The sequence below is a fragment of the Microbulbifer sp. ABM4_008 genome (genome assembly GCF_056311705.1).
Map to the genome: position 1 here is coordinate 2,074,604 of NZ_CM149970.1, position 12,824 is coordinate 2,087,427.

The 12,824-nt window shown below is 43.8% G+C and carries 14 protein-coding genes; 10 read left to right on the plus strand and 4 right to left on the minus strand.

All coding sequences use genetic code 11. The features are described from left to right. Positions 1-273: 273 nt before the first annotated feature. Positions 274-1,326, minus strand: a complete 1,053-nt coding sequence (locus ACYX4J_RS09000; protein WP_444941942.1) for a DMT family transporter — start codon at positions 1,324-1,326, stop codon at positions 274-276. A gap of 706 nt (positions 1,327-2,032) precedes the next feature. After that, on the minus strand, positions 2,033-2,530 hold the full coding sequence (locus tag ACYX4J_RS09005; protein WP_476178397.1) for a DoxX family protein: 498 nt from the start codon (positions 2,528-2,530) through the stop codon (positions 2,033-2,035). A gap of 1,020 nt (positions 2,531-3,550) precedes the next feature. On the opposite strand from ACYX4J_RS09005, the gene ACYX4J_RS09010 reads away from it, so the two are divergent. Then, complete coding sequence (locus ACYX4J_RS09010; protein WP_444941940.1) at positions 3,551-3,826, plus strand: hypothetical protein; 276 nt, start codon at positions 3,551-3,553, stop codon at positions 3,824-3,826. 533 nt (positions 3,827-4,359) lie between these two features. Next, entirely contained in the window at positions 4,360-4,560 is a 201-nt protein-coding gene (locus tag ACYX4J_RS09015) for an NADAR domain-containing protein (protein ID WP_476178656.1), read from the plus strand. A gap of 201 nt (positions 4,561-4,761) precedes the next feature. Here ACYX4J_RS09015 and ACYX4J_RS09020 read toward each other — a convergent pair whose 3' ends face one another. Next, the gene (locus tag ACYX4J_RS09020) at positions 4,762-5,589 is read right to left on the minus strand and encodes a DUF2306 domain-containing protein (protein ID WP_476178398.1); all 828 of its coding nucleotides are present in this window, start codon (positions 5,587-5,589) and stop codon (positions 4,762-4,764) included. A 188-nt stretch (positions 5,590-5,777) separates the two neighbouring features. On the opposite strand from ACYX4J_RS09020, the gene ACYX4J_RS09025 reads away from it, so the two are divergent. The 4 genes from ACYX4J_RS09025 (at position 5,778) to ACYX4J_RS09040 (ending at position 8,866) form a co-directional block, all read left to right on the plus strand. Then, positions 5,778-7,049, plus strand: a complete 1,272-nt coding sequence (locus ACYX4J_RS09025; protein ID WP_476178399.1) for a sensor histidine kinase — start codon at positions 5,778-5,780, stop codon at positions 7,047-7,049. Beyond that, positions 7,049-7,723: a response regulator gene (locus ACYX4J_RS09030; protein WP_476178400.1), complete on the plus strand. Its 675-nt coding sequence runs from the start codon at positions 7,049-7,051 to the stop codon at positions 7,721-7,723. The genes ACYX4J_RS09025 and ACYX4J_RS09030 overlap by 1 nt, the downstream gene beginning before the upstream one ends. Beyond that, positions 7,710-8,159, plus strand: coding sequence for a hypothetical protein (locus ACYX4J_RS09035; RefSeq protein ID WP_476178401.1), 450 nt, complete (start codon positions 7,710-7,712; stop codon positions 8,157-8,159). The genes ACYX4J_RS09030 and ACYX4J_RS09035 overlap by 14 nt, the downstream gene beginning before the upstream one ends. Positions 8,160-8,554: 395 nt before the next feature. After that, entirely contained in the window at positions 8,555-8,866 is a 312-nt protein-coding gene (locus ACYX4J_RS09040) for a hypothetical protein (RefSeq protein ID WP_476178402.1), read from the plus strand. A 699-nt stretch (positions 8,867-9,565) separates the two neighbouring features. On the opposite strand, the gene ACYX4J_RS09045 is transcribed toward ACYX4J_RS09040, so the two are convergent. Further along, the gene (locus ACYX4J_RS09045; RefSeq protein ID WP_476178403.1) at positions 9,566-9,721 is read right to left on the minus strand and encodes a hypothetical protein; all 156 of its coding nucleotides are present in this window, start codon (positions 9,719-9,721) and stop codon (positions 9,566-9,568) included. Between the two features lie 32 nt (positions 9,722-9,753). On the opposite strand from ACYX4J_RS09045, the gene ACYX4J_RS09050 reads away from it, so the two are divergent. The 4 genes from ACYX4J_RS09050 (at position 9,754) to ACYX4J_RS09065 (ending at position 12,766) form a co-directional block, all read left to right on the plus strand. Next, the gene (locus tag ACYX4J_RS09050) at positions 9,754-10,353 is read left to right on the plus strand and encodes a dihydrofolate reductase family protein (protein ID WP_476178404.1); all 600 of its coding nucleotides are present in this window, start codon (positions 9,754-9,756) and stop codon (positions 10,351-10,353) included. Positions 10,354-10,453: 100 nt separating this feature from the next. Next, positions 10,454-10,879, plus strand: a complete 426-nt coding sequence (locus ACYX4J_RS09055) for an N-acetyltransferase (RefSeq protein WP_476178405.1) — start codon at positions 10,454-10,456, stop codon at positions 10,877-10,879. A gap of 76 nt (positions 10,880-10,955) precedes the next feature. Next, positions 10,956-11,282: a hypothetical protein gene (locus ACYX4J_RS09060; protein WP_476178406.1), complete on the plus strand. Its 327-nt coding sequence runs from the start codon at positions 10,956-10,958 to the stop codon at positions 11,280-11,282. 767 nt (positions 11,283-12,049) lie between these two features. Continuing rightward, complete coding sequence (locus ACYX4J_RS09065; protein ID WP_476178407.1) at positions 12,050-12,766, plus strand: hypothetical protein; 717 nt, start codon at positions 12,050-12,052, stop codon at positions 12,764-12,766. The last annotated feature ends 58 nt before the right edge of the window (positions 12,767-12,824 follow it).

Here is a 12,824-nt window from a genome sequence, read left to right on the forward strand (position 1 = left end):
AGATTTCTTGCAATATAATTTGGATTGGCAGGTATAGATACATAGAATAAGATAAATCTACCCCCTTACAAGAGTAATTTCTCACTAATCTTTATTGGCTATACCCACATGCGTACACAGATTTCTCTCACCATATGCGATAGTAGTAACTTTGAGCTTTGATTTTGCGCAGAATTCACTACGTAGCCTTGCAAAGAGTACATCGCCACCTATGACTCCATATTGTAAAAAAAGATGATTTATCGACTTTATTGCTATTTTGCCTGGAAAGCTCTATACCCCTTTAAAAGAGCATGGTTTTTCATACTTCATTTCGATGGCTTTTTGCTCGCGATATTGGCCGAGTAATGAGATACCTATTCCGGACATAATAATGATACCCCCAATAATTTGAGCGAAGTTGGGAACCTCTTGCAGGATAAGAAAGGCGAAGAAAGTACCGGCTACGGGAGTAATGGCTGTGGCGATAGAGATATCAGCAGAGCTCGCCCCTCCTTGGAGTCCTTTAAACCAGGTGATCTGCCCAAGGACAATAATGATTGCCCCGTATACAAGCATCCACACCCAGAGGAAGGGAGAGAATAGGTCGTCAAAGTGGTGGGGGCCAAATACAGAGAGGACAATGACCGAAAAGAGTATCGCTCCCGCAAGCATACGGAAAGTTGAAAAGACGCCAATAGGGACCCGATCAAGCAGTTTCCGGCTTGCCTGAACCGCAATGACCCCTAAGAGTGTGGCTAAAGCGGTTAAAATTTCTCCAGCTTTGGGGAGGTCTTGAAGAAATTGGTTCATGGCTGGATTTCCAAGATTGAGCATTTTCATACTCATTGGATCTTCCATCGGGGGTTGGTGTAGGACAAAAATTGCAATAACGCCAACCGTTACCACAAGGGCTCCCACTATTGAGAATGCGGTAGGCCTCTCCCGGAACATCAGATAAGCGAACAAAAGTCCCAAGGGAGCATCTAGAGTTGCAATTAAAACGACATTGGTCACTTCTGTGAGCATCAGAGCAATAAAGAAGAAAGCGGGGGCAAGAACTCCAGACATCAAAATAAGCACGAACATGTAAAACCAGTCTTTGAAAGGATACTGCTTTAAGATGCTGAGGCGCCAATCTTTTCTATAGATAATTAAAAGGGTGATACCCGCCAAGAGATTTCCAGCGAACAAGAGGTTGCAAAAAGAGATAGGGTTGTTTCCATTAATGGGGTGGCTGGCACCCAGTTCCCCAATTTTCGCAACGACTGCGTTGGAGGCAGCAAAAATAAGAATCGAAATCCATAACCAAAATCGAGTACTTCTTACGGAAGGTTGATTTTCCATTTGATTTTCCCTGGGCACTACAACATGTTCCACTAAATTTAAGTCGTTCCGCACTAAGTATCCCCCTACAATTAAGTAGTGGTAAGTGGGTCAGTCTGATCTGGATTAGTGTAGACCAATTCTAATAACTGATAGTGCTTGAAAGGAGAGTGTCCACCTATATCAAAATACTGTTGCGAATGCTGCTCTGAGTATTGGGGCAATTCTTACTCATGTTTATTTAGGGATCAGGTTATACCGGAGTTTAGTGAGGAAAATATGACTGTGAAACTCTAGTGTTGGAGACAGGCTCTTAATATGTGCTGCTGGAAGTGGAGCTTACTACAGCAGCGTACTATATTTTAAGTGAAATATAGATGGTTATGAATTTTCCCCTTCTAGAGATGGATAGTGTATTGTACTCCATGAATGGCTGCAAATTATAGACAAAGCTAATTGTATACTCAGATCGAGACTCTCAATATGTGGCCCAAGGATATTGGATTCTAAAATATAAGAATTAATGCTTGCAATACAAGATTGGTTAGGTGTTCGCTAGTTTCCCTGATTTTTCTTCTGCTTGTTAGTCTTTAAGGTGCGTTTTACGAGTGTTTAAAATTGCATGTTTTCGGGAATTTGCAAATTCTGATTAAGAGTAAAGGTAAGGGTTTCGCTAATACTGACAGCAATTCAATACCCATCTTCCAGACCTACAAATCTGTCTGTTTTATTTAGCTGTTCTGTTGAGGCCCAACTTATCGGCAATTAGATGATCTAAGCTAAATCGGCCGGGACCAGTAGTTATTAACCATATAAATAAAATAATATACAAAACTTGGGGTAAATAAAGAAACCAGCTCATCCAGTCTAGTGGTCCAATGCCTTTAGGGATGGCGTGTTCGATTTCAACTGTGGTAATAGCAACAATCATTACAATGGATAGGATAATGGCAGCAAGTGTTGATAGTAGGCCTATAATTAAAAGTAATCCTCCGAAGAACTCTATAGAGGCTAAAACCAGCGCCATAAATTTATGGAAGGGCATTCCTATTTCGCTCATCAAGTTAATAAGGTCTGCATGTTTCTCAGGATCGAATAGTTTGTTATACCCAGATACTGAAAAAAATAGCCCCAGAGATACGCGTGCAACTAAGATGGGCACCCATTCCCAGCTGCGATTACCTATAAGTATTTTTTTAATTAAAGAAGAAGGTTGAGTAAACATATATGCCCTCTTGCATGGTTGCGCCCAAATTATGAGTGCCCAGTAAAGAAGTTTTATGCACCTTAATTTTGGCTTTACACTGTATGGCTAATATTGAACCTAAAATATTTATAGAGCAGTAATCCAAAGACTCCTTAACTTTTCAGACGTAGGCGCAAATAGTGTTTCGGATTATACATTAATTAAATGTGAAATATGCAGTGGCAATCTCTAGTGAGCAGTCTCGATTACGTACCGTATTTGAATGTAGCGGATATAGGGCTATCTAAAATTAAAGTAGAAACGTGACACTCCACTATCCCTCAAACATCATAGCCCATTAGCGTGTAAGGGCAAGCCAAAAATACACTGACCTTTATATTGGCGCGATACAGTAAGTCTGTGAATAGTTTGATAGTTCTCCACAAAATCTGCACCCAAGAGTATCCTTACGCTATTTCTTACCCTGCCCTGATAGGAGTCGCTTGAAAGATAACGATAATAATGGCGACGGAAAAACCGAGTAGTGCTGGCAACAAGAAAGTGGGCTGTTCGTCATGAAAAAAATTAAACGTACGCCGATAGCTCTGACATAAATTCTCCAACTTTTAGAAATTTAAGTGGCTCAGAAATAGAGAGTCTTTAGAGTCAGATTATCTATATGTCATCTTAATTGACCCTGCCTGCTTATTGATCAGGTTTGGTGCGCACAAGGACCCCTTCATGGTGGGGGGTAAGGTATTTAGGAGTCAACTTTTACTAGATTACTTTCTGCTGCCACCGCATCTGATGGAGCGATTGTACCAGATATTTGCCTCTTACTAGTTTGGTGCTTTAGGATTTCATTTATGATAAAGCTATGGGGCTTGGAAAAATCTCTCTGAATTATGTTCTAATCAAGATAGAATATGCTGTTCTAATGGTAGTTGGCATATGGAAGTTGGTTTTGTTTTTTTGTATCTCACCAAATACATAACCAGGCCATGCCGCGATCGATCTACTGATATTTGCGATTATGCATTGTGTAGAGGTCTGGAGGTTATGAGTAAAAAATTGATTTTTATAATAGCTGTTTTTATGGCTGTGTGTGGGATAGGGTGTGCGAGCCAGGAAGATTTGCTTGATGCTGAGCTTTGGTCCGGCGATCCATATATAAACATTCCTGGTAGCGATGGGGCTACCGAAGATCTTGGGAAAACACCTCGAGCTAAAATGCTGGAGCAGCGAGAGATTGATACACAGAGAAAGAGTAAATTGTCAAAAGATCAAGTCCTAGAGCATTTAATTTTGGGTGAAGATGGGAAGATCAATTTTTAACTTAATACCAGTAACATTCAAAGTTCGGAGCCTCCGGTAAGTCCATAACAAGATCATTGAAGTTGTTTTGGCCACAAAATACGGGGCTCCACAGGACCGGTTACAATTTGCTCTGGTAGCGGTTGGTGGTGGCATAGCCTTTAGGGGGGTTGAGTGATGTTTGGCAAGTTCCAGTTGAACTTGCCCTTGCTAAGTGGGCGGAAGTGATCAGTTTTAAAGCTAAACTCTTTATAGAGGAGTGGTTTCTATACTACTTGCGTATGGGCGACAGTCACACAAAGAGAGACTTTAATATCCTATATTAACCAAATGATTATCCAGGGTAGCTGGTGATCGCACTATATCGTGCGGTAGTGCCAGCCAACCAGGATATAAATCTCGTCCTAGCCATTTACATGGCTTTTACTGAACCTGTATTATTTTTTACCTGTGGCTGGTTATGTTGAAGTCAGCACGATAATCATCGCCTACATCTCTTGCCATTCCCTGCTTCTCATTCCTTTTAAGTTTGTGGTAAATGCTGCTCTAGCCAAATTCTCTCAAAATGTTATCTCAAGCAATTTTTGCTTAGTACTGAAAACAGAGTATTAGTTGAGGCTAGTCCAGTAGATAAAATATGGGGCATTGGCCTGGCCCAAGATAATTCTGCGTCAGAAAATCCCAACGATTGGAAAGGCCTTAATCTTTTAGGGTTCGCACTTATGGAAGTGAGAGCCAGGCTAACAGGCATCTAAAATAGCTTGAGGGTGTAGAATAGGGGAAGGTGGGTGCCGAGCTGTCAGTACGAGGTAACTCCTCGGATCACACAAATGCATAGTGCCAAAATTAATTTAGTACTCTAGTTTCTAATTCTTCGCTCAGAGCGGGATTTCCAAGTCGTGAACCTCTAAAGCCAAATCAGCACAAGAAGTTCACGATAACCAGCCCAGGTAGCCTTAGATCCGTGGCAGCCACATTCCCATCGTAGCAGCAAAAATACCAATGGCCATAAACACGGTCAGCGGCACTAGTGTACTGACAAACGCAATCTGGGTACCCTGTGCGGCTCCACGCTTTTGACAGTGAAAATACCATTCCAGCATGGCCAGTGGGAGCAGGTATTGGCCGAAGCCCAGTGCATATAGGAAAGGCCCGGTAAAGGATTTCCAGTCAATCCCCCAGCCGCCGGTTAGCATTGCCCAGCCCATCAAGGCTACACGAAAAAACCACACTGCACTTGCTGCCATAAAAAGACGCAAGGCCCAGCGGCGGTGCTCAGCAATGCGTCTGGCCAACGCAGTCTTCACTGCCAGAAAGGCAAATAACAGAATCAGTATGCCGTCCATTGTAATGCTGATCTGCGACACCAGGTTGCCAAAAGTGTGCCGCGTCCAGGTCATGTAGAGCCCCGCAATACTGGCGATGACAGCGGTCAGCAGATAGCTGCGTCCCAGCCAGCGGTGGAAGTTAGGGGCATGGCGCCGCACCGAAGGGATCAGCTGAAGTGGACCACCGCCGATGACAATCGCGGCCAATAGCACGTGGCTCACCGAAGCCAGGTTGCCTAATATATCTCCCTCGCGGAAGCCTGCCGGTAGGTGGAGCCCTTTCAAGCCGTGCACTCCTGATTCGGCAATGGGTGGGTAGAAGACGGCCAGGATATAGGCGAAGAAGATCGCATGGCCGATAGCCGCGATGCAGAACCAGGTTTTTACCGACAGGTTAACAGCCCGCCGGGTATCGAATGGTCGCGGTAGTGTTTGGCTGAGTACAGCGTCGTTCATGGGGTTCTCCAGGCGATTATGGTCCGTATTGGGTCTTAATGTGCTTGCCGGACATGTTCTGCTTTTTCAGACCTACGCACATCGGCCGCAGGCAGGAATCGAACTCCCCCAAAAGGTGGAGAGTTTGCCGTATCCATCTCCCCCGAAAGTCCCATGACAGCTGGTTGCCCCTGGTTTAGCATGCGGAAATGAAATCTTCGTCCCTAAGTACGCCTGCGCCGAATCCGCCCAATGCCAGCACGGAACTGCCCAAGCTCCCTATGTGGCGGCCCTTACGTGGGCCGTTTGAGCGATGGCCGCACCTGACCGACTTGTTTATTGCGTTGCTTATGTTCTTGCTGACGCTTTTGATGTGGTCGCGCAACGGCTCCCCCGAAGTGCTATCCATGCAGAGCCTGTGGGATGTTATTGCTTTCCAGTGTGCATTCGTTGGCTCCTTCGCTCTGTTGTGGCGTCGCACCCACCCTTGGCAGGTACAGGCCGTTATTCTCGGCGCAACAATATTGCTGGAGCTGGGTTTGCCGGCAGATGGCATCGTGGCTATGGCGATTTCGCTGTATAGCCTCGGTCGTTACGAGGCCAATACCCGGGCCAGCTTTTTTGGCGTTATCGCGACGCTGGTTTTTGTGGCTCTTGACCAGGGTATTCCGGTTCAGCCAACTGCAGCAGGCACAGTAACGGTGATGCTGGTATGGGCGCTGTGGTATATCGGCCGCCGGCTGCGCTTTCGCGGTGAATATCTGCGCTTGTTGGAAGAGAAGGCCAAGTATTTGGAACGCGAGCGCAATGCCGAATCCGAGCGCGCAGTTGTGGCCGAGCGCACTCGAATCGCCCGTGAGATGCATGATGTGGTGGCGCACCAAGTGAGTCTTATGACTGTGCAGGCCGGTGCTGCCAGGGCTATCAGCCGCAATAACCCGCAAGCTGCTAATGAGGCTATGGCCTCTGTAGAGGCGGCTGGCCGTCAGGCCATGGCAGAAATGCGTCATTTACTCGGTGTACTGCGACCGACTAATAACGACACTGCGCTCACTCCGCAACCAGAACTCGGCGATTTGCCAGATCTGATTGAAAAGGTCCGACAGGTGTTAACCCAGGTTGACTACGAGGCCAACGGCGCACTGAAGAAAGTGCCAACCAGTGTCGCGCTCGCCGCCTATCGCATTGTTCAGGAATCCCTCACAAACGCCATCAAGCACGTCGGTGCCGCAGTGCGGGTGCAAGTGAGTGTACGCGCAGATCACGGCACTCTCACAATTCGAGTGCGCGATGATGGAAATACTCTCGGCGAGCGGCCCATGAGGGAAATAGCTATTGATGGGCAGCCAGGCGGTGGGCACGGCATCGCGGGAATGCGCGAGCGTGCGGAACTGCTCGGTGGCTATCTGTATGCGGGGGTAGTCGATGGTGGCGGTTTTGAGGTATATGCACAACTACCTACAGGAATGGTGAAAACATAATGTTGCGAGTGATGGTAGTGGACGACCAGGCTTTGGTGCGACGCGGTTTTGCCCTGATTCTGGATAACCAGCCCGATATCGAGGTGGTCGCCGAGGCCGGTACCGGCGTCGAGGCAATTGAAGCCGCGCGAGTGTACCAGCCGGATATTATCCTAATGGATATCCGTATGCCGGAGATGGACGGGCTGGAATCCACAGCGCGCATCCTGGAAGCTAGTGATGCAACTTGCCGTGTCATTATTTTGACCACGTTCGATCCTGATGAATACGTGTTTCGTGCGCTGCGGGCTGGCGCCAGTGGCTTTGTGCTCAAGGATATTCCCCCAGAGGCGCTGGTACAGGCAGTGCGCACCGTAGCAGAGGGCGGTGCCATGCTCGCACCGGGCATCACCCAACGCTTGATCAGCCAGTTCGCACAGAAACTGGGAACTGGGCGCAACCTGGCAAGGCGGCTGGAGCGCCTAACCACCCGGGAGCGTGAAGTACTGGAAGCCATCGCCGCAGGCAAGAGTAATGCAGAGATTGCCGAGACCCTATTTATTGGCCCTGCTACCGTGAAAACCCACGTTTCCAGTTTGCTGTCAAAATTGGAGGTGCGCGATCGTGCGCAGGCAGTCGTATTTGCCTACGAATGTGGCCTAGCCACCGTGGGGGAGCGTGATGTCGGCTTCTAGATCAAAGCCCGCTTTGCAACGCAATGCACTTTATCGCCTTGCCGCCTGTGGCACTGTGGTTCTGGGGCTGTTTCTCTTCCTTGGAGCCCAGGGCCACTTTGTTGCCATCTGGCCGTTGGTAACCAGCGATGGTATCGGTTTATTCCGTCGTTTGTTGTTGATGTTACCCGGTGTGATGCTCGCCGGCACGGCGGTGTTGAACCTCCTGCGTTGTAAGCCACTCTGGCAAGAACGTCGCTATGCCCTCAACGTTACTCTCGCGGTAAATTTGCTTACTACGAGCTATTTGTTCTACCTAATGATACGCGGGGTTCCCAATCACCCTATTGGTATATTTCTCGCATTGGAGATGTCTTTTGTATTATTGCTCCTAGTAACAAGAACTGGACTGGTATGGCCTATGTCAGCAGAACCGCCGGTTAAGATGGACATTTAGCAGCACAAGCGCTCGGCGAGTTTTGCTGACATTCAACACCATAAACCTCAAGGTGTTTTATTCGAAAACAACTCCATCGGTTAAATTGGTTTTGGTGGAGCATCACTTTGTTAGATCCATTTCAAATAGACTTGAAGTGAACCCTTCCGATAACTTCATGGCTTTTTTCTAGTGAGAATCCATAACATATTTTTCATAGAGCCTTCCTCAAAAGATATAGCCTGAGTAAGGTAACAGAGCTATAGGGCTTAGCTAATATCTTTCCTTGAGCATATTTACTTATTCAAGATGATTCCCTGCACCTTTTTAAATTTTTTGATTGGTGAGATATTAAATTATAGGGAAGTATGATATATAAACAATACCTTTAAATTATAAGTTCCGCAGAGGAAATTATGAAAAACTTACTTGTTGTTATTATATTTTTAATATCGATTGATTCTTCTGCTTGCGTTACAGTTGTCGGTAGAGGCGAGGTAAAAGTTACAGGTACTTTAAGTAATGTTGAGTTCGGCGGCAATAAACTCCTAATTCTTACTCCAGACGTCACCACGGCTGTACTAGGATATGGTCATATAGAAAGTTATCCTGTGATATCTTCATCAGACTTGTCAGAGTATGTTGGAAAGCGCTCCGACTTTCATGGTGAACTCAAGGTTGAAGAGGGTACGGTTGTATTTGTATACAGGCGCCATTATCAATATTAAGAGCGGTGGGTGGATAACTTGCGGAGGCATACTAAGGACTAAGATTCGTAGGCTTCAACTACTTAAAGTCTCTAAGCTTTTCTCGCTGGATTGGTATGGGATAACCGTAAATCTATAGATCTACTTACACATCTACTTTTTTACATCGCCATTAATTCCACAATTATCAGATTGCCGTTCTATAGTAAAAAATATAGTAAGGGAATTTAAGTTGTCGGTGAGTTTGTTGGATATCAAATTTGTCACATGTTTGTACTTTAATAGTATAAAACAAACAATTAGATTCTAGTTGTTAATTGGGGCACTTTGTGAATAAGGATGTTTGAAATTTCTAGGGGTGATATTTGGAGTTTGGTTTGTGAGTGGAGCAATACTAACTCTCACGTGTTATTCTCACTCAGGGAATACAAGCAAGAGAGCTCAATCCGAAGCTGTGAAAGAAATATATTTATGTATTAAATATAGATCGGCTAAGCACGGCATTACTCTGGAAACATTTGCGCGTGTTCGGCCGATTTACTGGATTTATAAAATATCAGGTTGGGTGCTGTTGTTTTTGTTTATAGCTATGATGATCGGAGTATTAATTGTTGCTATTACATAGAAGCGGCTATGGCCGATAAGTATACGGTTAATCCATGTTGCCATCCAATAGATATTCTTTCATTATGTTGTATAAGGTAAGCTATCACTGCGTTACTACTTGTACTTGAGATTCATATCGCTATTGAACTCATGTATGGTAAATGCTTGCCGTGTTTCTTTTTCAAGTTGTAAGTGGTCTTTATAATCCAGCGCTATATTCACTTCCGGCGTATTTGCGCCTATATAGCTGAGCTTAGCGTTATTCGACACAAATTATTCGGCTCTTTCGCGAGAATCAACCAATGAGAAACTTAGCCATATTAGTATTTCAAACACTTGACGGAGTAATGCAAGCACCGAGTGTGCCTGAGGAAGATTTTTCAGGTGGCTTTAGTCATGGAGGCTGGGCCAAGGATTATTGGGGTGAAGTCATGGAGCAAGTCGGAAGGGAGGCCATGGCGGAACCTTATGATCTACTATTAGGACGTAATACGTACAATTTATTTGCCACAAGTTTTTCAAATGCCAAACCTGGAAATCCAACTGCAGACAAACTTAATCAAGCAAAAAAGTATGTCGTAACATCAGGTAATGATGATCTCACATGGAATAATTCATTCAAGCTAAAGGGGGCAGATGCGGTCGTCGAGATAACCAAAATTAAGAAAATGAATGGGCCTTTACTACAAGTTCATGGAAGTTGGCAGTTGGTGCAGTCACTTCTAAAGCATAACTTGGTAGATGAGCTTAGGCTTTGGACGTTTCCAGTAGTTGTTGGAGAAGGAAAGCGACTATTCGAAAGCGGTGAAATTTCATCAAAATACAAACTCATCAATTTTGCGAAGTGCCCCTCAGGGGCTTTTATGCATTTTTACAAATCACTAGATGGCAGGGCTATTTAAAGAGCGTTGTTAAATAGAAAGCTCACTCATGCGACTATCCTTACTGAGATTGTTGTTTAAATAAAAGCAATATTATCAAATTTACTGAGAATTTATCAAAATGATTAGGTTATATAACCGTAACGATCTGCCTACTATATTGGATATTTGGTTGCAAGCTTCTATTCAAGCTCATGATTTCATGCCTTCAGATTTCTGGGAGGCACAGTTAAGTGATATGAGAGATGTTTACATTCCTACATCAGAGACATATGTTTATGAGATGGAAAGTAAAGTAGTAGGCTTTTACTCACTTAGTGGCGATACACTTGCAGCTATATTTGTTTCTCCCTCTCTACAGGGAAGAGGAATAGGCAAACAACTCCTTAACCATGCAAAATCAAAGAGAGATAGGCTGATACTTTCTGTTTACAAAGAGAACGTTTCTAGCTATCAGTTTTACTTATCTCAAGAATTTAAAGTAGTAAAAGAACAAAGAGATGAGCATACTGGTCACCCAGAATACTTAATGAGTACTAAAATATAAAAAGGAGTTCAAGTCGACTTAGCTTCTGTCGTTTAGCGCGACGTTATCCATAAGGCGAGAATAAGATATCTCAAATATGAAACCTGAAGAGAAGAATGGTATAGAGAAAAGAGTCAGGAATAGGATCATCGAGGTTCTTGAACTTTTCTCAGATGAATTTAGATTTGATGTTGCAATCGCTAACCTTGAATTCTGGGATGATTGGTTTGATGCTAATTCAATAACTCAATTTGATAAAGAGGTATTTGTGAGAGAAGAAATTGAATCTTTATTAGTTGTAAATAAATTCTGGGAGAGAGTTCAGTCAGATTCGAAACAGTCCTCTCAAGAGTGGTGTGATCTGCTATTTGAGTCAAAGCATGCTTTAAATATATTTCTCAAGCGTGGTAAATCTCATGAGTAATCCTTAAAATTTATTGCTGCTTACGTCAGCTATAAAGCCTTATTAATGTAAAATTAATAATGCATTAAATATATGCTAACTTTATTCTCTTTGGAAATTTTATCTGATAACTATTCTGCGCGTTGTTGGATGTCGCTCCATAAAAAGGCAGTTTTACTTAAAAAGATATTTCTAAAATAGAGTTTGTTGTTGATAGAAGTTAAATTATTCTTATAGATGGCGCTGAAAATATTAGAGAAGAAGTAATCGCAGATGCTAATAGGGCTTAGCTATAAATTGCCATGCCTCCAACCCCCACGTACAGCACGTATACAGTAAGCCGTTATCATTAACTGCGTTATAAAGAAACTACTCGTGAAACTTTATGAATTGGAACATGTTATTAGCTATCCTTAATGTGTGACTTAGTAAGTGATTCTTGGTGACGGAATAGAGAAGAAGTACCTATTTGAACTGCTAAAAGACGTCACTTAGGTGGTTTTCCCATCAGAATTTAAGCGCAGCTTCTGTTGTTTCTTGGATAGAATAGATCTTTCCATAACACGTGGAGCATCGTCATTAAATATAAATTAGGGCAACTTCCGGATTATGAATGTCTCAATTTACATTGAGTGCTGAACGTTTGTACTAGTTAAAGAGCCTTCTTAGTTCCTCTAGATTTTACTTCATCAGGCTGGCTAGCTTTGGAATTCTAGAGAAGCGTGATATATAGATGCTTCACCAGAATTAACCGCCAAGAGTTAATAATTGCCACCTAAGGATTACAAATGACAAAGTACCTGATAGTTATAATTGCGATACTTGTTACAGGTTGCGCTACTGTAGCTACATCTCATCGACCAAGCGATTACTATAAGGCTGGGGGTAATGAAGCGAATAATGAGCCTCTATTTGGCTCCACTGGTGAATCGTTAGGGGATATAGACATAGACCGCATCCTCAACTATGAGTTAAAGCTTCCTGCACAAAATAGAATTGCAATACTCAAGTTGTCCAATGATAGCTACTGGCGCCATTACTCTAATGATTTTACGCAACTAAATGAAACTATTGCTAGGGACTTTGTAGGGCAGTTGAGAGAGTCTGAAAGGGTTTACGATGCTTCATTCTTACCAAGCATGCTCGTTCCAGAGCTACGTACAGTGCCTTATCTTCGAGAAGCTGCTGCACGCTACCAAGCTGATTTACTATTAGCCTACCGTTCAAGTTGCCGTACTTTTGAGAAGTATAAGTTTATTGATCCGAATGAAACAAAGGCATACTGTTCAGTGGAAGTAGTCTTACTTGATGTTCGGTCAGGTATAGTGCCATTTACGGTTGTGTCAAGTAACGAGTTCTCTGCCCGCAAAGAACTCGGTGATACTAATTTCAATGAAACCATAAAGAAGGCAGAGATCGCTGCCGTAGCCGAGTCATTAAAGGATTCCGCAACTCAGCTAACGTCATTTTTAAGCAGTATTGGCACACTGCAGCAAGAACTCTAACAACTATATTCAGGTGGCGCCTGCTTCGCACCTGAAATAAAGATTAAGTCTTTCGTCG